Origin of the sequence: Sorangium sp. So ce124 (genome assembly GCF_051525235.1) — a bacterium.
Taxonomy (GTDB): Bacteria; Myxococcota_A; Polyangia; order Polyangiales; family Polyangiaceae; genus Sorangium; species Sorangium atrum.
Genome location: NZ_CP150312.1, coordinates 7,367,892 through 7,394,773, shown reverse-complemented (window position 1 = coordinate 7,394,773; position 26,882 = coordinate 7,367,892). Strand labels below are relative to the sequence as shown.

Genomic DNA, 26,882 nt, shown 5'->3' with positions numbered 1-26,882 from the left:
GGCGAGCGCCGCCTCCCACGGGCGGGGCTGCTCGCCGCGCATGTCGCGGAGCAACGGCCGTCGGCGGCCTCTGTTGCCTGACAGCGTCTCGCCTCCAGGCATAGGCGGGTATGCCTATGCCTCGATCCAGAGGGCTCGGGTACGACGTCGTTGCAGTCACCTGCATCGTGTGATGCGAGGACGGACGGCGAACTCGGACCAGAACGCTCAATCACCGCATCTGTTCGGCTGCGGCCAGCTGCAACCATCCCGGGCAACGGGAAGGAAACGGGAGGTTTCCCCATGGGCGCATCGCCCCCTCACGCGCCGCGCGGCGCCGTCACGCTGTCGCTGTGCTTCTTGATCGCGCTGCTGGAAGGGTTCGACATCCAGGCCATCGGCGTGGCCGCCCCCCTGCTGATCCCCGCCCTGGGCCTGACGCCCGGGCAGGCGGGCGTCGTGTTCGGGGCCGGCATGGTCGGGCTGGTCTGCGGCGCGCTGGCCGGCGGCTGGATGGCGGACCGCATGGGCCGCAAGCCGCTGCTGATGATGGCCGTCGGCGTGTTCGGCCTGTTCACGCTGGCCACCGTCGTGGCGGGTGGACCTCTGTCGCTCGGCATCTACCGGCTCCTGGCCGGGGCAGGCCTGGGGGCGGCGATGCCCACCCTGGTGGCCGTCGCCCTGGAAATCGCCCCGCCCGATCGGCGGACTCGCACCACCACCTTGATGTTCAGCGGCATGCCGGCCGGCGGCGCGCTGGCGGCGCTGTTCGCGGCCGGCTTCCTGGCACGGTTCGGCTGGCACAGCATCTTCCTGGCCGGCGGCGTGCTGCCGCTGCTGCTGCTGCCCGCCATCGCGCTTCTGATGCCCGACAGCCGCACGGCAGCGGCCGGCGGCGCCCAGCAGCAGGGCGGGGGGCAGGCGCTGTTCGGCCATGGCCGGCTGCTGGTCACGCTGCTGGCCTGGTTCACCTTCGGCCTGACGCTGCTCGTGCTGTATCTGCTGCTCAACTGGCTGCCATCGCTGGTGGCGGCCAAGGGCCTGGGCGGAAAGGGGGGTGCTGGCGCCGCCTTCGCGTTCAATGCCGGCAGCGTCGTCGGCTGCTGGGTCATCGGATTGCTGGTGGACCGGTTCGGGCCGCGCGTTCCCATCATCGCGGCCTATCCCGCCCTGGCCCTGTCGCTGTTCGGGCTGGCGGGGGCCAACAGCCTGCTTCCGGTGCTGGCGCTGGCCGGCCTGGCGGGGTTCTTCTTGCTGGGCGCGCAATATTCGCTCTATGGCGTCATCCCGCTCTATTACCCGGCGCGGGCGCGCGGGCTGGCCACCGGCGCCTCCATCGCCGCCGGCCGGCTGGGCTCCATCGGCGGGCCGCTGGTGGCGGGCCACCTGCTGGGCCAGGGCTGGGGCCCTGCCGGCGTGGCCATGGCCATGGTGCCGGTGGTGCTGTCGGCCGGGGTGGCCGCGGCGGTGATGACCATTCGCGGACGCTACGCAGGTGATTGAGGGAATGGCGGGGGCGATCGGCGCCCGGCCGCGCGCCGGGCGTCCTCCGGGAGGCGGGGCCTTCGGCCTGCGCGGTCCCGAGGGGCGCCGCCCGCCGGATCGTTCGAGAGGACTGGCTGCTGCTGGCGCTGGCGGTGCTGTTCGTCGCGCGCTTCGCCCGCGCGGAGGCAGCTTCAACGAGGGGCGGCGTCGAGCCGCATGTCTGCGGGAGGACTCATGCAGGTAATCGTCGCGGGCGCCGGGATCGGCGGCCTGGCCGCAGCTCTGGCGTTACACGCCGCGGGCCATGAGGTGACGGTGTTCGAGGCCGTGCCTACCATCCTGCCGCTCGGGGTCGGCATCAACCTCCTGCCACACGCCGGCGAGGTGCTGGACGAGCTGGGCCTGGTCGAGGCCTTGATGGCCCACGGGGTGGCGACCCGCGAGCTCGTCTATTTCAACCGCTTCGGCCAGCGCATCTGGGGCGAGCCGCGCGGCCGCTTCGCCGGTCACGCCGCGCCGCAGATCTCCCTGCACCGCGGCGCTCTGCAGGGCGTGCTGTTCGACGCCACCGTCGAGCGGCTGGGCCCCGACCGGGTGATCTGCGACCGGCGCCTCCTGGACCACGACGAGGGCGAGGGCCGCATCGCGGCGCGCTTCGTCAACCGCGAGGGCGTGGCCTGCAAGGTGTCCGCCGATCTCCTGATCTGCGCCGACGGCATCCATTCGGCGGCGCGCGCGGGCCTCTATCCGGACGAGGGGCCGCCGGTCTACGGCGGTCGCATCCTGTGGCGGGCGACCAGCATCGCGGCGCCCTTCCTCACCGGCGCCAGCATGATCATGGCCGGACATCAGGACCAGAAGTTCGTCGCTTATCCCATCTCCCCACCGGGGCCGGACGGCCGCCAGACGATCAACTGGATCGCCGAGCTCACCGTCGCCGAGAGCCTGCGACGGGAGGACTGGAACCGGCGGGGCGATCCTGCCGACTTCCTGCCCAGGTTCGAGGCCTGGCGCTTCGACTGGCTGGATGTGCCCGGCCTGATCCGGGGCGCCGAGGCGATCTACGAGTTCCCGCTGGTCGACCGCGATCCGCTGCCGCGCTGGAGCCATGGGCGCATGACGCTGCTGGGGGACGCCGCCCATCCCATGTACCCGATCGGCTCGAACGGGGCGAGTCAGGCCATCCTGGACGCCCGCGCGCTGGTCCGCGCGCTCGCCGCCCACGCCGATCCGGTGGAAGCGCTGGCCGCGTACGAGGCGGAGCGCCTGCCCGCCACCGCCGCCATCGTCGCGGCCAATCGCGGCAATGGTCCGGAGCAGTGCATGCAGATGGCCCAGGACCGCGCGCCCGACGGATTCGACCGTATCGAGGACGTCTTCGCCCCCGGCGAGCTGGAGGCCATCGCCGCCCGCTACAAGGTGCTGACCGGCCTGAAGCGCGCCTCGGAGCCCCGCGCGTGAGCCCTCCCCTCGTCCCCCTGATGACGCTCGAGGTGGCTGTGGCCCCGCCGGTCACCGTCAATCCGAGCTCGCCCGGCCGGCGCTTCATCCCGATCGTCGGCGGCACGGTGGCCGGCGGCCTCGAGGGGCGGGTGCTGCCGGGCGGCGACTGGCAGACGATCTGGGCCGACGGGCGGATGGACATCTCCGCCCATTACATCCTCGACATCGCCGGCCATGGAACGGTGGAGATCGTCTCCGAGGGCGTCCGCGCCGGGCCGCCGGAGGTGCTGGCGGCGCTCGGGCGCGGCGAGGCGGTGGACCCCGGGCTCTACTACTTCCGCACCGCCATCCGTATGCGCACCTCGGCGCCAGGGCTTCTGCGGCTGAACGCCGTGCTGGCCCTGTCCGTGGGCGAGCGGCTGGCCGACCGGGTGCGGCTCACGGTGTACGAGATCGGCTAGGGGGCGCGAGCGTGGCCGAGATCTTCGAGATCTCGGATGGCCTGACACGGAGAACGCATGAGCAAACAGACGAGAGCGGCGACACGCCGGGGCGATGTCGGCGCAGGGTTCTTGGCCGTCATCCTCGGCATCACTTCCTTCCATCGCTCGGCAGGGGCACAACCGCCGCCCGAGGCGCCGCCGGCGCCCACGGGCGAAGGTCCGACGAGCGCGGCCCCCGCGACCGAACCCGCGGGCCCTCCTGCGGATGCGAGCGCGGCGCCAGCGCCGTCTGCGGAAGCCCACGCCGGCGCGCCGGCGCCGCAGAGCGCCGCCGGGCCCGGTGCAGCTTCGACGGCACCGCCGGCGGACAAGGAGCCATGGAAGAAGCCGGTCAGCGTCGCGGCCTGGGCCCGCGTCGGAGGTCGCCTACAGAACCCCGGCGCGCGCGAGAAGATGGACCGGCTGCTCGGGGACGGAGAGCTGGATCTGTCGTTTTCAGGCGAAATCAACCGATTCATCGGCCTGCAGGGCGCGATCGTCGCTCAGTTCGGGCCGACCCCGACCGGGGGCAACATCACGGGCAGCGTGACCATCCGTGACGTCATCGCCAAGTTCCAGTTCCATGATCTGCTGAACGTCTGGATCGGTCGAATGATCGTGCCGTCGGATCGCTCCGCCTTCTCCGGGCCGTGGTCGATGGGGCCGTGGAACTATCCCGGATTCTTCGAGCCCTATGCGCCGCCGATCGGGCCGAGGCAGGGGCCTTTCGGGCGCAACGATGGGGTAACCGCCTGGGGCAAGGCGGCAGGCGGCCTGTTCAAGTACTACGTGGGGGCCTTCAACCTGCATGACTCTTCGGTGAGCCCGCTCTACACGGCGAGGCTCAACCTGAGCTTGCTCGACCCGGAGCCGGCCTATTACCAGAAAGCCACGTACCTCGGCGAGAAGAGCATCCTCGCGCTCGGTGTGGCGGGTGAGGTGCAGAAGGAAGGTTCGGTCGAGCCTTTGCCGCCCCCTGCGGCGGGCGAGCCCCCAGGCACCCCGCGCAAGGACACCTATGGCGAGGTCAACGCCGACCTCCTGTTCGAGAAGAACCTCGGGACGGCGGGCACCATCACGCTCGAGGGCGCATTTTACAAGTACTTCGGCGACTTCGAGAGGTTCGACCATTCTTATTTTGCGCTCGCGAGCTACCTCACGCCGAGCAACATCGGCGTCGGGAAGCTGCAGCCTCTGGTCCGATTGCAACAAGCGAAGCCGAAGAACGCCGACTCCTATCTGCTCATCGATGCCCAGCTGGGCTACATCATCGAGGGGCACGCTGCGCGTGTCGCGCTCGGCTATCAAAGAAGCGATCTGTCGGGGGCGAAGGGGAACGCCCTGTTCCTGGGCGTCCAGCTGCAGAAGTGATCCCCGGGACGGTGAGGTTCCGCGCCCACGATCCGCGGCATAGGTGAGTATGCCTATGCCGCGAGTCAGAGGGATCGGGTAAGAGATCGTTGCAATCACCTCCATGGCGCGCTGCGCGAGATCGTGGGGCGTCGTGAAAACATCCAATCCGGTGTTCATGCGGATCCGTTCAACCGGTTACTCGGTGCACAGCACGCAAACGAGGACGAGCCCTGGCAGGCGCGACGGGGCTCCTGCTCGTCCAGCGGAGGCGAAGAGACTGCCGGGGCGCCGAGAGGAGCTCGCACCCGCATGAAGCTCGCCTCTCTCCGCGGCCCCGGCCGTGATGGCACGCTCGTCGTCGTCCGCCGCGACGGCCTCGCCTACGCGCCCGCCGGCGCGGCCTTCCCCACGCTCCAGGCCGCGCTGGACGACTGGGAGCGCGCCGAGCCCGCGCTCCGCCGCATCGCCGACGATATCGAGCGCGGCGGCGCGGCGGTGACCCCGCTCGCCGTGGAAGCGCTCGCCGCGCCGCTTCCCCGCGCCTACGAATGGATCGACGGCTCGGCGTACATCCACCACATCGTGCTCGTGCGCAAGGCGCGCGGCGCCGAGCCCCCCGAGACGCTGACGACCGATCCGCTTGTGTACCAGGGCGGCTCCGGCGTCCTCCTCGGCCCGACCGACGACATCGTCCTGCGCGACGAGGCGTGGGGCCTGGATTTCGAGGCCGAGGTCTGCGTCGTCCTCGGCGACACGCCGCAAGGCACGCGCCGCGAAGAGGCCCACCGGCACATCCGCCTGTTCCTGCTGGCCAACGACGTGACGCTGCGCAACCTCGTGCCCGCCGAGCTCGCGAAGGGGTTCGGGTTCTTCTGCTCCAAGCCCGCCACCGCGTTCTCGCCGTTCGCGATCACGCCCGACGAGCTCGGCGGCGCGTTCGATGACGGGCGCGTCCACCTGCGGCTCCGCTCGACCTACAACGGCGCGCTCATCGGCGATCCCGAGGCCGGCCCGGAGATGCATTTCTCGTTCTTCGAGCTCATCGAGCATGTCACCAGGACCCGCAGCCTCACGGCGGGGACCCTCCTCGGCAGCGGCACCGTCTCGAACCGGGATCCGGCGCGCGGCGTGTCGTGCCTCGCCGAGAAGCGCATGCTCGAGATCCTGTCGGACGGGGCGGCCAGGACGCCGTTCATGAAGCCAGGAGACACGATCATGATCGAGATGCTGAATCACGCGGGAGAGAGCCTGTTCGGGCGCATCGCGCAGCGGGTGGTATCCGGATGAGCGCCTGCGAGGTCGATCTCGCGCCGCTCTCGACCCTGCTGCGGATCGAGGCGGAGCGCATGGCGCTGCCCGCCTTCCAGGCGGCCCACGCCGATCGCCAGGTCGATCCGGTCGCCTAGCTCGCCCTGCGTTACCCCCTCGCGACGGAGGATTCGAATGGCCAAGGTGGAGTCGATCGGCATCAAGCGGGTAGAGGCGCTGCACTACTACGTGCGCGACCTGGAGCGGAGCCGCAAGTTTTACACGGAGAAGCTCGATTTTCAGGAGACCGCCGCGAGCTCGCCGGAGCTCACGGCGGCGGCGGCGCAGCAGTCGGTCGTCTTCCAGGCCGGCGAGTGCGTCGTCGTGTGCTCGCAGCCGATCGGCGAGGGCGGGCGGGCGTGGCGCTACCTGCGCAAGCACCCGGACGGCGTGGGCACGGTCATCTTCGAGGTGGAGGACATCGACCGCGCCTTCCGGCTGCTCGACGGCCGCGGGGGCACGCCGATCGACGAGATCCACAGAGCGACGGACGAGGGCGGCGCGTTCGCGTCGTTCTCGATCACGACGCCGTTCGGCGACACCACCTTTCGCTTCGTGGAGCGGCGCGGATATCGGGCGCTGTTCCCCGGCTGCGTGGCCTACGACGCGCCGCGCGGCGGCGCGAACCGCTTCGGGATCACCCGGTTCGATCACATCACCTCGAACTTCCAGACCATGGCGCCTGCCCTGCTCTGGATGGAGCAGGTGCTCGGGCTCGAGCCGTTCTGGAAGATCGCGTTCCACACGAACGACGTCGCGAAGGGCGCCGATCACGGCTCGGGCCTGCGCTCGGCCGTGATGTGGGACCCGGCCTCGGGCGTGAAGTTCGCGAACAACGAGCCTTACCGGCCCTACTTCAAGAGCTCGCAGATCAACGTCTTCAACGAGGAGCACCGCGGCGACGGGGTGCAGCACGTGGCGCTCGCCGTGGAGGACATCCTCGCCGCGGTGCGCGCGATGCGCGGCCGGGGCGTGGAGTTCATGCCGACCCCGGCCGCCTATTACGACATGCTGCCCGAGCGCTTGCGCGAGCTCGGCATCGGGCAGATCGACGAGGACGCGGCGGCGCTGCGGGAGCTCGAGGTGCTCGTCGACGGTGACGGCGCGAGGTCCTATCTCCTCCAGATCTTTCTGAAGGAGTCGTCAGGCACGCACCGCGATCCCGACGCGGGGCCGTTCTTCTTCGAGCTCATCCAGCGGAAGGGGGATCGCGGCTTCGGCGCCGGCAATTTCCGGGCGCTGTTCGAGAGCATCGAGCGGCAGCAAAGAGCGGACGGGAGCGGCTGATGCTCGATCGCGTCGTCGTCGGGGCCGTCCCGCCCAAGCACCACATCGCCCTCCGGAGCGAGGCGGGGGATCTCCGCTACGAGGAGTGCCTGACGCGGGCGGGCTTCGACGGCCCCTACACGATCGCCTACCACGAGCGCCGGCCGCACGAGCACCGGGTCGCGGAGGCCGCGCACGGCTTCACGCTGCCGGTCGCCGCGGCGGCGCGGCCGCTCGCCAAGCGGCACTACAGGTCGCAGGATCTGCCGCGGCGGGGCGGGCCCGCTGTCGACTGCCGCGTGCCGCTGCTCTTCAACGACGACGTGGTGATCGGGCTCGTCCAGCCGGACGCGGCCGATCCTGTGTACTTCGCGAACGCCGACGCCGACGAGCTGTTCTTCATCTTCCACGGGAGCGGCGTCCTGCGCACGATGCTCGGCGATCTGCGCTTCGAGCAGGACGACTACGTCGTCATCCCGAAGGGGCTCTTCTATCGTTTCCTCCCGGACGCCGCGCCCCAGCGCTGGCTCTCGATCGAGGCCGAGGACATCCACCTCCCGCGCAAGTGGCGCAACGAGGTCGGCCAGCTGCGGATGGACGCGCCGTACTCGCACCGCGATTTCCGGCGGCCCACGTTCGTCGGCCCCCTCGACGAGGGCATCCGCGCGCTCGTCGTGAAGCGCGGCGGCGCCTTCCACGGCTTCGCCCTCGAGCGCTCGCTGCTCGACGTCGTCGGCTGGGATGGGGCGGTGTACCCGTTCGCGTTCCCGATCCTGCGCTTCCAGGCGCGCGTCGGGCTCGTGCACCTGCCTCCGGACTGGCACGGGACGTTCGCCGCGCGGGGCGCCCTCGTCTGCAGCTTCGTCCCGCGCCCGACCGACTTCCACCCCGAGGCGATCCCGTGCCCGTACCCGCACTCGTCGGTCGATTGCGACGAGTTCCTGTTCTACTGCCGCGGCAACTTCACCTCACGCCGCGGCGTCGGCCCCGGCAGCATCTCGCACCACCCCGCCGGCGTCCCGCACGGGCCGCACCCCGGCGCGTACGAGGCGAGCCTCGGGGCCCGCGAGACGAGCGAGCTCGCGGTCATGCTCGACACGATCCGCCCGCTCTCGGCCACCGCGGCCGCGCTCGCGGTGGAGGATCCGGGCTATCAGGACAGCTTCATCGCGGGCCCATGATCGGGGTCACGCGCTCGGCCGACGACCTTCTCGTTGGATTCCAGCGCGAGCCGGACGCCGTGAGTCGACAGGAACAGGCGACAACGCGCTACTCGCGGTGCCACACCACGATGGCGAGCGTCAGCGAGCCCAGCACGCCCGTGACGTAGATCGCGGCGGCGTGCTCCGGGAAGACCGCGGCGGCCGCCGAGCACGCCGCGCAGAGGGCGGCGGCTATCCAGCTCGCCCTCGGCAGGCTCGGCGCGGCCGTCGCGTGGACGGCCGCGAAGAGGAGCAGGTTCGTCGCGAGCGCGCGCTCCACCGGCTCGTCCGTGATCACGGCGAGCGCCCGGTGAAGGAGCATCGCGACGAGCAGCACCTTCACCACGTGGCCGATCCGCCGGTTCACCGCGCTCTTCGAGAGAGGGCGGCGGAACACCCGGAGCAGCGTGAGCCCCGCGAGCGCCGTGACGCAGCCCATCGCGAACAGGTCCACGGGGCGGACCACCGGGACGACGCGGCCGATGCCCACCGTCGCCATCACGACGCCGAGGGCGCCGATCAGGAGGCCGAAGCGGATGCGCTCGCGCCTGGAGACCGTGAGATCGAACTCGGAGCTCCTCGCCAGCTCATCGGCGAGGACGCTCAGCAGATCGTCGAGCCTCGGCCACCGCTCCTCGGGCCGGGCGCGGAGCCCGCGCGCGAGCGCGCCCCGGACCCGCGCGGGCACCTTCGAGCCGGCCGGCGCCGGCCTCAGGAGATCGCGCCGCGCCCCGTCGAGCCGCGCTCGGACGTCCTCACCCTCGAACGGCGGCTCCCCGTAGAGCGCCTCGTAGAGCGTCGCGCAGAAGCTCCACTGATCGCTCCTCGCCGTCGCCGGCCTCCGCTCGGCCTGCTCGGGGGCCATGTACGCGGGCGTCCCCATGAACGCGCTCCTGGCCGTGAGCGGCGCGCAGAGCGCGTCCTCCCCGGGGATCTCGGCGCCGGAGACCCCGCCGGAGAGGGGCCGGTCCTCCTCGACATGGAGGCGCGCGAGCCCGAAATCGGCGATGCGCGCCCGGCCGTCCTTGCCGATCAGGATGTTGTCCGGCTTGACGTCGCGGTGGACGAGCCCCTCCTGGTGCGCCGCCGCGAGGCCGCGACCGGCCTGGATCCCCGCGGCGAGCGCGGCCTCCCACGCGCGGGGCTGCTCGCCGCGCAGGTCGCGGAGCGTCCGGCCGTCGACGAACTCCATCGCCACGAACACGCCCCGCTCGTGCTCGCCGATCTCGTAGATGGGGACGACGTTCGGGTGCGAGAGCCTGGCCATCACCTGCGCCTCGCGCACGAGGCGGGCCCGATCGTCGGGATCGAACCTCCCCGGCGCGATGAGCTTGAGGGCGACGCGGCGGTCGAGCTCCGCGTCGTAGGCCGAATAGACGACGCCCATCCCGCCCTGGCCGGCCTTGGCGAGCACCGTGAACCGCCCGACGCGCGCGCCGGGGCTCAGCGATTCGTCGCGGTCAGGGAGGGCGACCGCGGCGCCTTTCAAGAACCCCTCCGGCTGCGCGCCGTCGCTCCGGAGCAGGCTCCACACCTCCCGGAGGAGCTCAGGGCGGCCCGCGCACCGGGCCTCCAGGAACGCCCGGCGGTGCTCGTGGCGCTCGTCGAGCGCCGCCTCGAAGAGCGCCTCTACCTCGCTCGGATCAAGGAGCGGGCTCATCTCCGCCGTGGAGCGCCCGGTAGAGCCACGCCTTGGCGAAGCGCCAGTCGCGCTCGACCGTGCGCGTCGTCACGCCCGAGAGCTCGGCGATCTCGTCCTCGGTCAGGCCCGCGAAGTAGCGCAGCATCACGATCTCGGCCTTGCGCGGGTGCTCCTGGCTCATCTTGCGCAGGGCCTCGTCGAGGGCGAGGAGGTCCTCGACGGGGAGATCGAGCGCGAGGGGCAGCTCGTGGATGTCCTCCTCGGGGGCGCGCTCCCGATCGCCGCCCCGCTTCCGGGCGGCCTTGTGACGCGCGTAATCGACGAGGAGGTCGCGCATGGCCTGGGAGGCGGCGCCGAAGAAATGAGCGCGGCTCTGGAAGCGGGCCTCGCCGTCCCGGAAGAGCTTCTCGTACGCCTCGTGCACGAGCGCGGTGGGTCCGAGGGTCTGCCCGGCGCGGAGGTGGCGGACGCGGGCCAGGGCGATCGTCTTGAGCTCGGCATAGACGGCGCGGAGGAGGGCGTCCGCGGCGTCCTTCTGGCCCTCCTGGGCGGCGTGCAGGAGGCCCGTGATGGCCTCGCCGGCGCTCGGTCCGGGGGCGCGTCGATCGCTTGCGTTCATGGGGGTGCGCCTCGCTCAGGCCGGAGCGTACACCATACGGCCGGACCGACGAGCCCGCCCGCGCGCCACGCCGTGACAACAGCCCGGGGCGGGACGCCGGCGCGCCGCGCCGTCCCACCGGTCGACCGGCGGCAGCCGTCGAGGACCATGCCCGCCGCCGAGCCCCGCCCCAGCGGTCAAACCGGGCGACGCCGCGGCGGTCGCCTTGACGTCGCGGTCACCTCGACGCTGGAGGTGCTCGCAGGCGCAGCGTCGATGAGCCGGTGCGACGAGATCTTCAGTCCGTTCATCCCTGCGCAGCGACCCTCCAGCAGCGTCCGCGCTTCAGCGAGTGTCCGAATCGAAGATGGATATCGCGTGTTTTGTGAGTTGCGCGACTCCGCCGTGCGGAGTAGTAAGCAGGGCTTTCCGCGAGCTCGCGATCGCTCGGCCGGGCGAGGCGCCGTCGCCGAGCGCAGATTGCCGCGGAACGCTCTATTGGCGGCAGCTCCGCGTTGCCGCTTCGACGCGGGCGATGAGCGCGATCGCGAGCGTGTGCTCGACGGAGCGCCCAGCCCAAGGAGGTAGGATGCGTTCCTTACGAGCGAACATCGTTTATATTGCACCGCTCTTCGCTGCCCTGACCGCGCTCCCGGCGTGCTCGCAAGGACCGGAGCTCGACCTGGCGCCGCTCGCCGAGGGCCACGATCGCGCGCTCGGGGGCGTGGTGAAGAGCGGAGTCGCGCTGTCGACTCGCGCCGCGGGCCTCGGCGCGCCCGCGACGCTCGAAGACCGCGCGCGGGCGACGATCGCCGAGCGACCGATGGCCCTCTGGTCGGAATATACGCCGCCGATCCGGACGATCGGAGAGAACGTTCAGGTCAACGATCCGGCGCTCGACAAGATTTATGAGTTCTCCACGGACCCGCCGACACGCCCCTTCGTCCTCGTGACCCAGAGCGAGACCTCGATCGCCGCGCATGACCGCAACATCGTAGTTGCCTACAACACATCCGCGGGCGTGACGCCTGTTCTGGTCGACAACACCATCGTGCCCAAAACCTTTTTTGGCTCCGGCTTCTCGACCTCCAACGACGGCGGTGTGACCTGGAAGAGCGGCTTCATTCCTCCGCTGCCCGGGAGCACGACCACCCTCGGTGATCCGGTCGTGCGCGAGGATCGCCGTGGGGTCTTCCATTTCGCAGGGCTCACCGCGGACGCGGAGGGCCGGCTGGGCGTGCAGGCCAACAGGTCGACCGACGGCGGCCGAACATGGAGCGAGGCGGTGCTCGTGGCCCAGGACGATGGCGCGGACAAGAGCTGGCTGGCCGTGGGCCCCGACCCGGTGCGCCGGCGCCGGGACAACCTCTACGTGACCTGGACCAGCTACCAGCCGCCGGAGGCGCCCGTCCGGACCGAGCTCCGCTTCGCGCGCTCGACCGACGGCGGTGAGACCTGGACATCCAAGGTCGTCTTCGCCCCCGAAGCGAACCCGGATCCTACGCTGCCGCAGAACGCGATCCAGTTCACGAACCCCGTCGTGGATCCCCACGACGGCACGCTCTACCTACCATTCCTTCAGTACAGCGGTTCGGACGCCGATTTCATCCGGATGCTGGTGTCCCGTGACGCCGGCGAGACGTTCGAGTTTGTGGAGTTCAATCTCGCGGGAGCCCCGGACCCGACCCTCCTGCCCGTGGTCCAGCCAGGCGAGCTCATCGATTGCGGCAACGCCGGCGGTCCACGCCTGGCCATCACCGACGGGCCGCGCCGCAGGGGGCGGTTCGGTCTGCCCACCTACGTGCACGCCTCGCGCCTCATCGTTCAGCCGACGCTCGCGGTGCGCCGCGGTATCGTCTACCTGGCCTGGTCGGCCTCCACCAGCGAGATCTTCGGCGAAGCGGGATCGGGCTCGAACGTCTTCCTCATTCGCTCGGACGACCGCGGGCGGACGTGGACGTCGCCGATTCCTGTCACCTCCACGGCCGGTGAGAACATCCATCACGTGCTCCCGGCCGTGACCATCGGCAAGCGCCGGAGCGACGTGAACATCGTTTACTACACGCAGAACCGCGACAGGTCCGTTGACGTGGAGATGGCGAGCTCGTTCGAATACGGGGAATCCTTCGGCGACGGCGACAGGCAACAGGTCACGGACACCTCCTTCCGCCTCTCGCCGACGAACATCCCGCTGGACGTGCCTGTCGGTGACAACTACCCGACGACGAACTTCGATCGGGTCGTCGTGCCCTGTTACAACCTCGGCGAGTATCTCGACGTCACGTCGGAGCGGCGGAGGCTCTATTCGGCCTGGGGAGACCTGCGCAATCTCATCACGGAGCCCAGGAGCCCCGCGGACCCGATCTCGGGTCAGACGCACTCGCAGGCCGACGTCTTCTTCCAGGCTTTCAAGGCGCGCTGAGCGCGCGTCGTACGGCGCACGGCGCTCCGCCGGCGCCTCGCCGCGCTCAGCGCGCCTCTGGCGATTTCACTTCGCCTTGCGCTTGCCCGGCCGCGACTTTTGCTCGGTCCGCTCGTGCGCTGGCGCCTTCTCGGGCCGCGTGGCCAGGGCCACGACGCGGCCGAGCTCCTCGCGGAGCGCGTCGGCCCTGCCCTCGCCGAGCTGCTCGCGGACGTGCTTCTGCGTCCGCTCCCACAGCGGGAACGCGGCCTCGATGGCGCGCTCGCCCTGGCGCGTCAGGCAGATGATCCGGACGCGCGCGTCGTCGGGCGCCCGTGCCACGCGCAGCAGGCCCGCCTTCTCGAGCGGCACGAGGTTCCTCGTGAGCGTCGTGCGATCCATGACGAGCCCGTCCGCGAGCGCGCTGAGCTGCACGCCCTCGTCGCCGCACGTCGCGACAGCGGCGAGCATCGTGAGCTGCGTCGACTGGAGCCCCACCGCGCGCAGGCTGTCGTCGTAGAGCCGCGTCAGCGCGCGCGACGCGCGGCGGACACGCACGAGGGCGCACTGGCTCGCGATGATCTGGGCGGCGCGGGCAAAATCAGTCACCAGTGTATCTACACCATTTCGACCGGGTCCGTCAAATCACGGCCAGGATAGCCGCTTGACATCCGTTCAGGTGTAGCTACACCTATCTCGTCCTCGACGACGTGGATCCGCCTCGTCTGCTCGACCGCCTGCTCGGCGTCGGCGGTCCTGGCGGCCCCGGCGCGCGCTGGCCGATCCATCGATCGATCGGTCGGCAGTCGCCTGGGCCATGGCGGCGTTGAGGCGAGCATCGCGGCATCACCCGCGCGGACGGGGGCCATGGGCCTGCGGCGCGCTCTGCGCATTTACGTGTAGGTACACTTATTCGAACAGCCCGAGCGGCGCAACGGTGAGGAGCGCACGGAGCATCGGCTGGCACGCGGTGCCAGGCGTGCGTCGACGCCGCGCGTGGGCGGGCTGCGTGGAGAGGATCTATGGGCGAGTTCTTCGTCGTTCCGTACTGCGTGAAGTTCGAGGACAGCATGGCCTATGGCAGCCATCACTACCTCACCAACTTCCGCTTCCAGTGCATCGCGCGCGAGACGCTCTACTTCGCCGAGGCCGCGGACGGCACGCTCCCGCACGAGGAGGATCGCGCCGCGATCCGGCTGCTCACCACCGAGGGGTACAGCAGGAACCTCGCGCCGGTGCGCGTGGGCGAGCGCGTCGCGATCTTCATGACCCTCGGCGCCGTGACGCGCTCGAGCGCGTACGGCTACTTCCGCACGGTCCGCTTCGACGGCGAGCCCGTGGCGTGCGGCTACCAGCGCATCGTCGCCGTCTCCTCGGCGAGCGACGAGCTCGCGCCGCTGCCCAGATCGGTGACGGCGCACGTCGGGGCCCTCGACGAGCGCGTGCCGCACCAGCGCTTCGTCGAGCTCTGCCTGCGCGGCGGCTCCGCGCTGCGCGAGCTCTTCCCCGAGCGCCTGCTCCGGCACGCCGCCGAGGTCGCGCGGGGGCCGCTCCACGAGGCGCGCCCGCACCGGGCGCGGTGGGGCGCGGAGGACGCGGCGACCGCGGCGGGGCGCTCGGAGGAGGCCGCGCCGGGGCGCTCCGGGGAGGCCGCGGCGGGGCGCTCCGGGGAGGCCGCGGCGGGTGTGGACGGCGCCGGCGTCGCCCGCAAGATCGCGCTCCTCCTGCCGGGCCAAGGCTCGTTCGACCTCCGGCTCCTGCGAGCGCTCCACGCGCGCTTTGACGCCGCGCGCGAGGCCGTCGCCGCGGCCGAGCCCGCGGCGCGCGAGCTGCTCGGCGCCTCGCTCGTGGCGCTCGTGACCGCGGGCGAGGCGGAGGCGCGGGCCGCCCTGGAGGCGTGCGTCGATCTCGATCAGCTCGGGATCCTCGTCCAGGACCACGTCGCGGTCGCGCTGCTCCGGTCCGCCGGGCTCGAGCCGGACGTCGTGGCGGGGCACAGCCTCGGGGAGATCGCCGCGCTGGCCGCGGGCGGCGCGTTTCCCCTCGCGACGGCCGCCGAGGTCGTGTGCCGCCGGGTGCTCGCCCTCCGCGGCGCTCCGCCCGGCCGCATGCTCGCTGCCCACACCGGCGCGGAGCGCCTGCGCGACGAGGTGCATGCGCTCGGCCGGGACGACGTGTTCGTGGCGGTGGTCAACGCGGCCGATCAGGCGGTCGCATCGGGCACGGCGGACGGCATCGCGGCGCTCGAGCGGCGGCTCACCGGCGCCGGCGTTCGCGCGACGGTGCTCGCGAGCCGCTACGCCTTCCACTCGCCGCTGCTCGCGCCGGCGGTCGGTCCGTTCGCGAGCGCCCTCCGGGGCGCCGGCGTGGCGCGGCCCGCGGTGGCCACGTACTCGCCGATCGATCGCGTCCACTACGGCGACGGCCCGCTCGCGCCCGCGCGCCTGCTCCCCATGCACCTCGTGACGCCGCTCGACTTCGAGGCGGCCGTGCGGGACCTCCACGCGGCGGGGGTCCGCACCTTCGTCGAGTGCGGCGGCGGCGGCGCCCTGACCGCGCTCGCGCGGCGGAGCGCGCCGCCCGGGCCCGATCTGCGCGTGATTTCGACGTTCCGCGCCGGAGAGGACGTCGTGGCCGAGCACCGGCGCGTGATCGACGCGCTGCGCGCCGCGGGGCGCGCGCTCACGGCGGTCGCGCCGCTCCCGGAGGAGGCGGTGGACGGCCGCCGCCCGCGCGAGGCCGCGAGCCCCGCCGCCGCGAGCTCCGCGAACCCCGCCGCCGCGAGCCCGCGCGAGGACGACGCCGCCGCTGCGGGTGCCACGCCGATCGCGATCGTGGGCATGGGCGCGGTGCTGCCGGGGGCCGGCGGCGTCGACGCCTACCTCGCGCAGCTGCTCGCGGGCACGTGCGGGATCGCCGACACCGGCGAGCGGCACCCGGAGCTCGCGACCGACTTCCTGAGCCGCGGCCGCGCCGCTGACAAGACGTACAGCCTGCTGGTCGGCACGGTCGACGCCCTGGGCCCGTACGCCGAGCAGACGGGTTACGACGCGCGCACGCTCGAGCGGCTGCCCAAGACGGCCCGGATGCTGGCGTGCGCGCTCGCCGAGGCCCGATCACACGCGGCCGTGCTCCGGGACGGCGCGCCCCCGCGGATCGTGTGCCTCCTCGGGTCCACCGCCGACGGCTCGATCGAGCACGACGAGGCCACGCTGCTGCTCGGCGTCGAGCGCGCGCTCGACCGCGCCGCCGCGGACGAGGCGGCCCGCGCCGCCGCGGCGGACGCGCTGGCGGCCGAGCTCGGGCTCGACGCCGGGCGGCGCGCGGCGTGCCGCGGCCACCTCGAGCCGCTCGCGCGCGTCGTGCGCGACGTGGTGGGGGAGGGCGCGCGCACCGTCGTCGTCGACGCGGCCTGCGCCTCGTCGATGCACGCGGTCCACCTGGGCGCCGCCATGCTTCGCCGCGGCCTCGCCGACGTCGTGATCGCCGGCGGCGCCTACCAGCCCGGCCCGACGAACGCGTGCCAGTTCTCGCAGTTCGGCGGGCTCTCCGCGACAGGCAGCCGCCCCTTCGACGCGTCCGCGGACGGCGTCGTGTTCGGCGAGGGCGCCGCGGTCGTCGTGCTCGAGCGGCTCGACGACGCGCGATCGCGGGGCGATCGCGTCGACGCCGTGCTCCTGGGCAGCGGCCTGTCGAGCGACGGCCCGAGCCCGTCGGTCACGGTGCCGCAGCGCCGCGGGCAGGCGCTGGCGATGCGGCGCGCCCACGCGCGGGCCGGCGTCGAGGCGCGGAGCGTTCAGTACGTCGAGGCGCACGCCACGGCGACGCCGGTCGGCGACGCCACCGAGTTCCAGGCGCTCGCCGAGGTGTTCGCGAGCGACGCGGGCGCCCCGCGCATCACGCTGGGCAGCGTCAAGTCGCTGCTCGGCCACACCGGCTGGACCGCGGGCGTCGCGTCGCTCATCAAGGTCGTGCTCGCGATCCGCGAGCGCACGCTCTTCCCGCAGCACGGGTTCCAGGCGCCGAGCGCGCGCATCGATCTGGCGCGCTCGCCGTTCGCCATCCCGACGGCGGCCGCCCCCTGGATCGCCGAGGGCGGAGCCCCGCTGCGCGCCGCGCTCGACAGCTTCGGCTTCGGCGGCACCAACGCCCACCTCGTCGTCGAGGAGCACCGCCCCGACCGCCACCCCGCGCGTCCGCGCCCGCGCGGAGGATGCCGCGCGCTGTGTGTCGTCGGGCTCGGGACCGTGTTCCCCGGCAGCGGCGGCGCGCCGACAGGCGCCCCCTCGGACGTGCTCGCCTTCGACGAGGGCGCGCTCCGGCTGCCGGCCCGCGCGCCGGTCCTCCCTGACGCCCTCGAGGCGATGGACCCGGCTCAGCTGCTCGCGGCGATGGCCGCGGAGGAGGCGCTCGCGGCGCTGCCCGCGCGCGATCTCTGCGAGCGCATCGGCGTCGTCGTCGGCCACGAGGGCAAGACGCGCCGCGGCGCCCGCGCCAACGAGCGCATCTTCGCCGATCGCGTGGCGCGGGCGCTCCGCGCGCGCGGCGTCAGCCCCGCGCTGGCCTCCGCGACGGCCGACGCGCTCCGCGCGGGCTCGCCCGCGACGGGGCCGTACACGCAGCCGGGCAACATGCCCAACGTCATCTCCGGGCGCGTCGCCAACGTCTTCGGCCTGCGCGGGCCGAACTTCGTCGTCGACACCTCGGCGACCTCGCTGCTCGACGCCCTCGCGGCCGCCGATCTCGTGCTCGACGACGACTGCGACGTCGTGCTCGCGGGGGCCGTCAACGCCTTCAGCGATGACGTCGCGCGGGGCGCGTCCGCTACCTACGACCCGCGGCCGGTCGGCGAGGCGGCGCTGCTGGTCGCGCTGTGCACCGAGGACACCGCCGCGCGTCACGCCTGGCCTGTGCTCGCTCGCCTGCACCTCGTCGCCGGCGCGGCGGAGGGCGTCGCCGGCGCGGCGGGGCGCGGCCCCTCCGCCCGCGAGCTCGCGGTCGGCGGATCGGGCGCACGTCTGCGCGGGGCCGAGGGCGCCGTCGAGCTCCACGCGGCCATCCGCGGCGCGCGCGCGCACGGCGCCGCGCTGGTGCGCTGGCCGTCCGATCCCCGCGCCGTCCAGGTCACGCCCCCCGAGACCGCGTCCGTCGCGCCGGCGCGAGCGGCCTCGGGCTTCGCGACGGGCACGCCGATCCACGGCTTCGTCCCCGAGATCGCCCCCGCGCCGGCGGCGGGGCCGGCGGCGCGCGTCCCGTCCCGCGTCCTCTACGTCTGCACCGACGCGGCGCTCGCCGCGGAGGTGCGGCGCGCCGCTCGCTCCGACGAGGAGCGCGCGCGCATCCTCGCGCTCGCCGTCGAGGATGCGCCCGGCACGGCCGAGCCCGGTAGCCCGCGCGGCCTCGCGGCGCCGGGGGCCGAGGCGTCCGGCGGTGCGCCCTCGCTCGACGCCCGCGATGAAGCGCGGCTCGGCGCGTCGTTCGCGGCCCTGGCCCCCGAGGACGTCGACGCTGTCGTCGTGCTCACCCGCGCCACCGACGCGCTCGCGTTCGTCGACGGCGCGCCGGGCTCGTACAGGCCCGTGCTGCGCGCGCTGTTCGGCGCTGCGCGCCGCTACCACGACGCCATCGCGCGCGGCGAGGTGGCCTTCGCCGCCGTCGTCGCCTCCGCCGTGGACCTCCACGGGCGGCTCGCGCCCGTGAGCGGCGCGGTCGGCGGCTTCGTGAAGTCCCTGGCGCGCGAGCTCCCGGGCGGCGACGTGCGCGTCGTCCACACCGACGCGCGCGACGTCGCGGCCGCGCTCGCCGCGCTCTCCGAGGAGTGGCGGCGCGCCAGGCCGGCCGTTCCCGAGGAGGTGGTCGATCTCGGCGGCGCGCGGCACACCGTGCAGCTCGCCCGCGCCTCCGCGAGGCCGCGCGCGCGCGCCGTGCCGCAGCTCGGCGCCGATTCGGTCGTGCTCGTGACGGGCGGCGCGCGCGGCATCACGGCGGAGCTCGTCGAGGGCCTGCTCGACCGCTTCGGCTGCCGCGCCGTGCTCCTCGGCCGCTCGCGGCTGGAGGACGCTTCGGCCCGCGCGCTCGCGATGACCGACGCGGAGTTCGACGCGTACGAGCGGGACTTCTACGCCGAGGCCCTGCGCGAGACCCCCGGCCTGCGGATGGGCGTCCTGCGCGACCGCTACGCGCGCCTCCGCGCGGCGCGCGAGGCGCACCGGGTCCTCGCCCAGCTGCGCGCCGGGGGCGCGGGCGGCCGCGTCGTCGACTACCACGCCGTCGACGTGACGCGCGGCGCGGACGTCGACCGCGCCGTCGCGGCGGTCGCGGCGGCGTACGGCCGGGTCGATCTGGTCGTGCATGGCGCCGGCATCCAGGTGTCGAGCCGGCTCACGTCGAAGTCGCTGGAGCTGTTCGAGCGGATCGTCGACACGAAGCTCGCCGGCCTCGCCCACCTCCGCCGCGCCCTCGCGCGCCACCTGCCCGCGGCGCGCCCGCACGTCCACCTCGTCACGTCGGCGTTCAGCGTCCTCGGCAATGACGGGCAACCGGACTATGGCGCGGCCAACGAGGCGATGAACCGCGCCGCGGCGTACTTCGCCGCCGAGGCGGGCGCGGGCCCGTGGTCGAGCATCGCGTGGCTCGGCTGGAACGGCGTCGGCATGACCGCCGGGTCCGAGTACAGCGCGCTCGGCGCGGCGCGCGGGCTCCGGGGCGTCGAGCCGGAGGAGGGGAGGCGGATCTTCCTCGACCTCGTCGCCGAGCCGCCCGCCGGCGCGGCCCAGGTCCTGCTCAGCGACGGCGAGATCGAGCGCTTCGCCCCGCGCATCGTCGCGGCGGACGCGGCGGACGGCGCGCCGGGGAGCGCGCCCGCGAGCGTGTGGACGCTCGATCCGCGCGTCGATCCGTGGCTCTCCGACCACCGGGCGCGCTCGAGCGCCGTCGCGGCCGGGGCGTTCCTCGTCGACCTGGCCGTCCGGCACGCGCTCGCGACCTCCGGCGGCGAGGCGCTCGTCCGCGAGGTCCGCGACGTGCGCTTCCTCGAGTTCCTGCGCCTCGCCGACGACGCGCCGCGCGCCGTGCGCGCGGTGACGACCCGCAGCGAGCGGCTCCCCGGCGGCCGCGTCGCGTGCGCCGTCGAGGTGCGCGGCGACTTCGTCCACCGGTCGGGCGTGACCCTCCGCGCCGGCGTGGTCTTTGCGACGTGCGTGGTCGAGCTCGGCCCGAGCCACGTCCGCCGTGACGGCCTCGCTCCGCGGCACGCCGGGCGGGTCGACGGGCCCCTGGTGCGCGACCCGTACGCGAGCCCTGGCTCGCCGGTCCGGCACGCGGGCTGGTTCGATCACCTCGGCACCTTCGTGCTCGGGGCCACGCTCAAAGAGGCCCGGTTCCGCCTCCCGACCGACGGCGCCCTCGCGCGGCAGCGCGCGGCCGCCACGCCGTTCCTCCTGCTCGACGCGCTCCTGTCGCTGGGCACGCTGCGCCGCGACGAGGCGGGCGCGTTCCCTGTGTGCGCCGCCGGCGGCGTCGACCGGATCCGCTTCGGGACGGCGGCCAACGACCTCGCGCTCCGCGACGCGGGCGTCCCCATCCGGCTCGTCGCTGCGGTCCCGGCCGCGGCGGGCGACCGCGTCCTCGGCGCGTGGGCGCAGGCGCTCGACCCCTCGGGCGGCGTGCTTCTGGAGGTCGAGGGGCTCGAGGGTCGCGTCATGGGGCGCGTGGCCGCGGACGCCCGCACGGCGACGCTGACGCTGGGGGCGCCGTGACGCCGCCGCTCGCGATCGCGGTCGCGCGGGCGGACGCCGAGGCCGCGGCGCGCCTCGAGCCCTACCTGACGGCCAGCGAGCGCCGCGCGTGCGCCGCGCAGCGCGTCGCGGCCCGGCGGGCGCAGTCCGCGTGCGCGCGCGTCGCGGCGAAGTGGCTTCGCCTCGAGCTCGCCGCCGGCCGCGGCGCGCCGCTCGTCGCGCTGGACGCGGCCGCGCTCGAGGCGCACCCGAGCGCGGACTACCTCGCCTGCGCGGTGACGGGGCCGTGCGGCCGCCGCCCGCGCTTCGAGGACGGCGCGTTCGCGCTGTCGCTCTCGCACGCGGGCGAGCTCGCGGCGGCCGCGGTCACCACGGCGCGCGCGGTAGGCGTCGACGTGGAGCGGGTCGAGGCGCGCGCGGCGGCCTTCGCCGACGAGCACTTCACCCCGCGCGAGCGCGAGGGCCTCGAGCGCGGCGCCGCGGCGGGCGCCCCGCGCGCCGCGCTCGAGACGTTGCTCTGGAGCGCCAAGGAGGCGCTCTACAAGACGGGGGCGCTCGCGCTGCCGGCGCGGTTCTCGTTCCGGGACATCGACGTCGCGTTCCCGCCGGGGGGCGCGCGCCTGGCGCCGCCCTCGGTCCGCTCCTTCGCGCTGGGCGCGCGGGGCGGGCAGTTCTTTGGCCGGGCCGTGCTGACCGGTGCGTTCGCGCTCGTCGCGGCCGTCCCCGTCTCGCCGGTCGCGGCTCTCGGATGAATGGAACTCACCAAACACGAGGTTTCGACGATGCAATCTCATGATCTTCTCGACCATGTCCGCTCCGTCTTCGTGCGTATGACGCGCTACCCTGACGAGGTCGTCGTCGCCGACGCCGATCTGGAGCAGGACCTCGGTATCGACTCCGTGAAGCGCGGCGAGATCCTCGCGACGCTGCGCGCGGATTTCGGTCTCCCGAACGCCCTCAAGGCGGCGCCCGACGAGCTGCGCACGGTGGCCCGCGTCAGCGAGTTCCTGTCGCGAACGATCGCGGCCAGCGCGGAGGCCGGAGAGCCCGCCGATGGCCACGTGGAGATCGGAAACCACGCCAATGGTCATGCGGAGGCGGCGAAGCACGCCAATGGTCACGTGGAGACCGGAAGCAACGCCAATGGCCATGCGGAGGCGGCGAAGCACGCCAATGGCCATGTGGAAGCCGGAGGGCATGCCAATGGCCATAGGGAGGCCGGAAGGTACGCCAATGGCCACGTCGAGGCCGGAAGGTACGCCAATGGCCACGCCGGCGAGGCGCTCCATGTCGTGGTCCAGGCGCTCGCGGACGCGACCCGCCACCCGGTCGATCTGCTCGTCCCCGACGCGCGGCTCGAGGAGGACCTCGGGATCGACCGCCGCCGGCGCGACGAGCTCCGCGCGCTCCTCTGGCAGCGCGGCGCCCAGCCGACCGTTCTCGAGGCGGCGCTCGACGAGGCCCGCACGGTCGGCGATCTCGCGCGCCTCGTCGAGTCCGCGCCGCCCGCGCAGGTCGTCGCGGCGCGCGCGCCCGCGGCCCGTGCGGCGCAGCGGGCGCTCCCTGCCCCCGGGGTGGCGCTCGCGGGCAAGACGGTCCTGGTGACCGGATCGAGCCGCGGGCTGGGCCGCGCCATCGCCGCGAAGCTCGGGCGCGCCGGCGCGCGGGTCGTCGTCAACAGCTTCCACTCGCGGGACGACGGCGAGGCGGTCGCCGACGAGATCCGCGGGGCCGGCGGCGACGCGGTGCACGTCTGGGGCTCGGTCGCCAACCCCGCGCACATCGACAGGCTCTTCGATTCGATCGCGCGCGAGGTCGGCGAGCTGCACCACTTCGTCAGCAACGCGTCGAACGGCCGGTTCGGCCCCCTCGAGCAGACGACCCCGGAGCACTGGGAGCTCGCCTTCCGCACGAACGTCATCGGCTACCACCTGTGCGCCATGCGCGCGGCGCGCCTGATGGAGCGCCACGGCGGCGGGCGGATCGTCGCGCTCTCGTCGAACGGCTCGTCGAGGTACCTCGAGCACTTCGGCGCCATGGGCGCCGTGAAGGCCGCGGTGGAGTCGCTGACGCGCGCGCTCGCCGTCGAGCTCGCCCCGCGCAATGTGCAGGTCAACTGCGTCTCCGCCGGGCCGATCTACGGCCACGTGACGAGCAACTACCCCGATCACGAGCGGATCCTCCCGTACTGGGAGTCGCGCACGCCGGGCGGCCGGCTCTGCACCGAGGACGACGTCGCCGAGGCCGTCCTGCTGCTGCTCTCGGACGGTGCGCGGAGGATCAACGGCGCGACCCTCACCGTCGACGGCGGAGGCTCGCTGTGCATCTGACCGCGGCGATCGGCGGCGTCGGGGTGCGCTCGGCGCAGGCCCGCGCTGACCAGCTCACGTCAGCTTCCCTGGAGCTCGCGAAGAAGGAGGAATCATGAGTGCCACGCTCGATCGGCAGCCCCCGGGCCCTGGCCCGCTCGCCAGCCTGCGGTACCTGGCGAATTTCAGGACCGGTAACATGCGTCATTACGAGGACCTCTTCGCGCGGTACGGCGACGTCGTGCGCCTGCGGGCGCCCGGGGCCGAGGACTTCGTCATGGCGTTTCACCCGAACGACATCGCGCACGTCCTTCGCACGAATGTCCGGAACTACCCCAAGGGGAAGCGCTACCACGAGCTCGCCCCCGTGCTCGGCTGGGGCCTCGTGAACAGCGAGGGCGAGCTCTGGCGGCGCCAGCGAAGGCACGTCCAGCCCCAGTTCAACCACGCCAACACGCTCAAGTTCGTCCCCATCATCGTCGAACACATGGAAGCGGTGCTGCGGCGCTGGGACGCCCAGCCGGGCGAGTTCGAGCGCGACATCAACGACGACATGATGGACGTGACGTTCGGTATCGCGGGCGAGGCGTTCTTCGGCGCGGCGCTGGAGGCTCACACGGATACCGTCCGCGAGGCGTTCAAATATGCGCTGTCGATCGCGCTCAAGCGGATGTACTCCCTGGTCAACCCGCCCCTTTCCTGGCCGCTGCCCAGCCACCTGCGCTTCCGCCGGGCCATGGACCGCGTGCACACCGTGATCGACGGCATCATCGACGGCTACCAGCGCGGCGCCGGCGGCGAGGACAACGTGCTCGTCCGCCTCATGAACTCGGTCGATCCCGAGACCGGCGCCAAGATGGACCGCGCGCAGCTGCGGGACGAGATCAAGACCATCCTGATGGTCGGCCACGAGACATCGAGCGTCACCGCCTCGTGGGCGCTGTACCAGGTCGCGCAGCACCCCGAGGTGTACGCCCGCCTCACCGACGAGATCGACCGCGTCCTCGGCGGCCGGTCTCCGACGGCGAAGGACATCGAGTCGATGCCTTACCTCACCATGGTCTTCAACGAGTGCCTCCGGCTCCTGCCGTCCGTGCCGTTCATCCTCCGCAGCCCGCTCGAGGACGACGTCATCGGTGGTTGCCAGGTCGCCTCGGGGTCGACGGTGGCCATCGTCCCGTGGGTCACGCACCGGCACCCGGAGTTCTGGAGCGATCCGCTGGAGTTCAAGCCCGAGCGCTTCGCGAACCACCGGCGGAGCGCGGACGACAAGCTCGCCTTCATCCCCTTCGGCGCCGGCCAGCGGATCTGCCTGGGCGAGTTCATGGGGCAGCTCGAGGGCAAGATCATGGTCGCGATGGCGCTGCAGCGCTATCGCCTCCGGCTGGTCCCCGGCTTCGACCCGCGTTGCCGCGGCTTCATCTCGCTGCAGCCGGTGAACGGGATGCGCATGATCCTGAAGCGGCGCGATCCGTCGAGCGCCGTACGCGCGGCGCCGGCGGGGCGGGGGGCGCCCGCTGCGGACCCCGTGGTGACGGAGCCCGCGGCGGCCGCCGTGAGAGCTCACGGCTGCCCGTACAGCGCCCGGGCCTGAGGGCCGGGGCTCGGCGCACCTGGCCGGCGGCGCGACCGCCCGGCCTCTCCTCCCGGGCGGAGCCCCGCCATCATTTTTTTCTCGGCCCATGTCAGACCCCGACGAGCCGCGGCGAAGTAACAGGCAGGCAGGCGGACGGCTCGGGACGAACCCCTGAGCGCTGCCTTCTTCCACGGCACTGGCACGGCCGGCGCGCTGCGCATTCCGACGAGGAGCGCGCGCCAGGCGAGAAAGGCATCCATTTACATGCGGACTCCCATGCACACGGTATCTCGATCGATCGTCCTCACCCTGGCGGCGAGCCTCGCGGGCTGCGTCGCGGCCGGCCCTGCGGACGAACCTGAAGACGAGGCGATCGCCGCGGCGTCTGGCCCGCTCGTGGCGGACCGGGCCAGCCTGCCGACGCCGGCGGCCTACTGGAGCTTCGACACCTGCGCGGCCGGCGCGATCACGCGCGTTCGCGAGGACTCGGGCCGGGGGGCGTTCGGCGTGATGTCCGGCCGCCGCCTTTGCAGCCCCGGATGGTCCCTGTCGGCCGGCGACTTCGACGGGGCAGGGGATCGGGTCGAGATCAGCAGCGAGGGGAGGAGCTACCTCCACTTCCAGGACCGGATCACGGCGGCGGCCTGGGTCAACCCGCGGAGCGTGACGGGGAGCCGCACCATCGTCAACCAGTGGTACGCCGCGGACTCGTTCCTGCTCGGCATCGACAACGGCAAGTACTTCTTCTCTGTCGCCTTCCCCGACGGAGGCGCCGGCCGGCGCGCGATCGTCCAGGCCCCGGCCGTCGCCAACGCGTGGGCGCACGTCGCCGGCGTGTACGACGGCGCTGCGCTCAAGCTCTACGTCAACGGCGTGCTCCGCGCGTCGACGCCCGCGTCGGGCGCGCTTCAGCAATCGACGCGGCCGATCGTCATCGGCGGACACCCCAGCTGGAACGCGTACGATGGCCTGATCGACGAGGTCCGCCTCTACCAGCAGTCCCTGAGCGACGCGCAGGTGGCGCAGCTCGCGGCGGGCGAGGTCTACCCGGTGAAGGCGTATTACGTCTATCCGAGCGACCAGCCGTATCACCAGGAGTACGTCGACGCCATCAACACGTACCTCGACGAGCTGCGCGGCTGGTACCGCGAGGAGTCGGGCGGCTCGTTCCACCTGGTGGGCTTCGTCCAGCCGGTGCGCTCGTCGCAGAGCTACCTGACCATGCGCTGCGGCCCGACGCCGACGAGCGCCTGCCAGAGCAACCCGCAGGAGCTCCCGAACTGGCTCAACGCGGTGTCACAGGCCGTCGGCGGCTTCCCTGCGCGGCAGTCCACGCTGGTCTTCGGGCAGGGCGGCGGCGGCTGGGCGGGCGCCAACCTCCAGGGCGACTACACCGGATATGCCCTCGTGGGCGACTGGGTGCTTGAGCCCCTCTCCGGCGTGCGGGAGCCGCTCGCGCTCCACTGCGGATACGCCACGTGGCAGTGCAGCGGCGGCGTGCCGAAGGGGACCGTCGCCCACGAGCTCGGGCACTCGTTCGGCCTGCACCACCCGGACGGCTACTCGGGCACGACGATCATGGCGTGGCACGGCGACTATCCGACGACCGACTTCCTCGATCACGAGCAGATGATCCTCCAGGAGAGCCCGATGCTCTCGTCCGGCGTGTTCGTGCGCGGCGGGCTCTGGCTCGACTTCAACAACGCCGACGTCATGCACTGGGGCACGACGGTGAGCCTGACCGGCTCGGGCTTCGGGCCCGGCGCGCAGGTGGAGTTCGTTGGCGCCAACAACGCCAACATCCGTAACCCGATCAGCATCAGCGCGACGAGCCTCACGGTGCAGGTCCCGCACGGCCTCGGCCCGGGGTACATCCGCGTGCGCGACGGGGGCGGCGCGAGCAACAAGGTGCCGGTGAACTTCTATCCCTGAAGGGTGAGGTCCTCGAGGTGACGCCGCCGCGGTGACGAGCGGCGTCATCGCTGGCCGCCCCGAGCGACGGCGCCCGCCAACCGTGGCAGGCGCCGTCGCCGTCTCTCGCGCAGCGCCGATGCGGCGCCGGCCGTCGGTCGTCGCTCCGACGGCCCTGCGCCCGCCCTCTC

General features: G+C 73.0%; 17 protein-coding genes. 14 read left to right on the top strand and 3 right to left on the bottom strand.

Annotation, left to right across the window (positions count from 1 at the left end; genetic code table 11):
* Positions 1–282 precede the first annotated feature (282 nt).
* The 8 genes from WMF19_RS27720 to WMF19_RS27685 all read left to right on the top strand — a co-directional run bounded on the left by WMF19_RS27720 (position 283) and on the right by WMF19_RS27685 (position 8,497).
* Positions 283–1,482: an MFS transporter gene (locus tag WMF19_RS27720; RefSeq protein ID WP_437893110.1), complete on the top strand. Its 1,200-nt coding sequence runs from the start codon at positions 283–285 to the stop codon at positions 1,480–1,482.
* 216 nt (positions 1,483–1,698) lie between these two features.
* On the top strand, positions 1,699–2,925 hold the full coding sequence (locus tag WMF19_RS27715; protein ID WP_437893109.1) for a flavin-dependent oxidoreductase: 1,227 nt from the start codon (positions 1,699–1,701) through the stop codon (positions 2,923–2,925).
* Positions 2,922–3,368 carry a DUF3237 family protein gene (locus tag WMF19_RS27710; RefSeq protein ID WP_437790676.1) on the top strand — a complete coding sequence of 149 codons (447 nt, stop codon included), beginning with the start codon at positions 2,922–2,924 and terminating at the stop codon, positions 3,366–3,368. The genes WMF19_RS27715 and WMF19_RS27710 overlap by 4 nt, the downstream gene beginning before the upstream one ends.
* Before the next feature lie 57 nt (positions 3,369–3,425).
* Positions 3,426–4,760 (top strand): hypothetical protein, encoded by a 1,335-nt coding sequence (locus WMF19_RS27705; RefSeq protein WP_437893108.1) that lies wholly within the window; start codon positions 3,426–3,428, stop codon positions 4,758–4,760.
* Positions 4,761–5,051: 291 nt separating this feature from the next.
* Complete coding sequence (locus tag WMF19_RS27700; RefSeq protein WP_437893107.1) at positions 5,052–6,029, top strand: fumarylacetoacetate hydrolase family protein; 978 nt, start codon at positions 5,052–5,054, stop codon at positions 6,027–6,029.
* Positions 6,026–6,148 carry a hypothetical protein gene (locus WMF19_RS27695; protein ID WP_437893106.1) on the top strand — a complete coding sequence of 41 codons (123 nt, stop codon included), beginning with the start codon at positions 6,026–6,028 and terminating at the stop codon, positions 6,146–6,148. The genes WMF19_RS27700 and WMF19_RS27695 overlap by 4 nt, the downstream gene beginning before the upstream one ends.
* A gap of 37 nt (positions 6,149–6,185) precedes the next feature.
* Positions 6,186–7,337, top strand: coding sequence for a 4-hydroxyphenylpyruvate dioxygenase family protein (locus tag WMF19_RS27690; RefSeq protein ID WP_437893105.1), 1,152 nt, complete (start codon positions 6,186–6,188; stop codon positions 7,335–7,337).
* Entirely contained in the window at positions 7,337–8,497 is a 1,161-nt protein-coding gene (locus tag WMF19_RS27685) for a homogentisate 1,2-dioxygenase (RefSeq protein ID WP_437893104.1), read from the top strand. The genes WMF19_RS27690 and WMF19_RS27685 overlap by 1 nt, the downstream gene beginning before the upstream one ends.
* An 88-nt stretch (positions 8,498–8,585) precedes the next feature.
* Here the strand turns inward: WMF19_RS27685 and WMF19_RS27680 are convergent, their stop codons facing one another.
* Both WMF19_RS27680 and WMF19_RS27675 read right to left on the bottom strand, forming a co-directional pair.
* The gene (locus WMF19_RS27680) at positions 8,586–10,178 is read right to left on the bottom strand and encodes a serine/threonine-protein kinase (protein WP_437893103.1); all 1,593 of its coding nucleotides are present in this window, start codon (positions 10,176–10,178) and stop codon (positions 8,586–8,588) included.
* Positions 10,162–10,779, bottom strand: a complete 618-nt coding sequence (locus WMF19_RS27675) for an ECF-type sigma factor (RefSeq protein WP_272093784.1) — start codon at positions 10,777–10,779, stop codon at positions 10,162–10,164. The genes WMF19_RS27680 and WMF19_RS27675 overlap by 17 nt, the downstream gene beginning before the upstream one ends.
* Before the next feature lie 568 nt (positions 10,780–11,347).
* Here WMF19_RS27675 and WMF19_RS27670 point away from each other — a divergent pair.
* Complete coding sequence (locus WMF19_RS27670; protein ID WP_437893102.1) at positions 11,348–13,180, top strand: hypothetical protein; 1,833 nt, start codon at positions 11,348–11,350, stop codon at positions 13,178–13,180.
* Positions 13,181–13,246: 66 nt separating this feature from the next.
* Here WMF19_RS27670 and WMF19_RS27665 read toward each other — a convergent pair whose 3' ends face one another.
* Positions 13,247–13,768 carry a MarR family winged helix-turn-helix transcriptional regulator gene (locus tag WMF19_RS27665; RefSeq protein ID WP_437893101.1) on the bottom strand — a complete coding sequence of 174 codons (522 nt, stop codon included), beginning with the start codon at positions 13,766–13,768 and terminating at the stop codon, positions 13,247–13,249.
* Positions 13,769–14,181: 413 nt separating this feature from the next.
* Here WMF19_RS27665 and WMF19_RS27660 point away from each other — a divergent pair, with 413 nt between their 5' ends.
* The 5 genes from WMF19_RS27660 to WMF19_RS27640 all read left to right on the top strand — a co-directional run bounded on the left by WMF19_RS27660 (position 14,182) and on the right by WMF19_RS27640 (position 26,712).
* Positions 14,182–20,916: an SDR family NAD(P)-dependent oxidoreductase gene (locus WMF19_RS27660; RefSeq protein ID WP_437893100.1), complete on the top strand. Its 6,735-nt coding sequence runs from the start codon at positions 14,182–14,184 to the stop codon at positions 20,914–20,916.
* Positions 20,913–21,647 carry a 4'-phosphopantetheinyl transferase superfamily protein gene (locus tag WMF19_RS27655; protein ID WP_437893099.1) on the top strand — a complete coding sequence of 245 codons (735 nt, stop codon included), beginning with the start codon at positions 20,913–20,915 and terminating at the stop codon, positions 21,645–21,647. Before WMF19_RS27660 ends, WMF19_RS27655 begins: the two co-directional genes overlap by 4 nt.
* 30 nt (positions 21,648–21,677) lie before the next feature.
* Complete coding sequence (locus tag WMF19_RS27650; protein ID WP_437893098.1) at positions 21,678–23,225, top strand: SDR family oxidoreductase; 1,548 nt, start codon at positions 21,678–21,680, stop codon at positions 23,223–23,225.
* A 94-nt stretch (positions 23,226–23,319) separates the two neighbouring features.
* On the top strand, positions 23,320–24,798 hold the full coding sequence (locus WMF19_RS27645; protein ID WP_437893097.1) for a cytochrome P450: 1,479 nt from the start codon (positions 23,320–23,322) through the stop codon (positions 24,796–24,798).
* Positions 24,799–25,056: 258 nt separating this feature from the next.
* The gene (locus WMF19_RS27640) at positions 25,057–26,712 is read left to right on the top strand and encodes a LamG-like jellyroll fold domain-containing protein (protein WP_437893096.1); all 1,656 of its coding nucleotides are present in this window, start codon (positions 25,057–25,059) and stop codon (positions 26,710–26,712) included.
* The last annotated feature ends 170 nt before the right edge of the window (positions 26,713–26,882 follow it).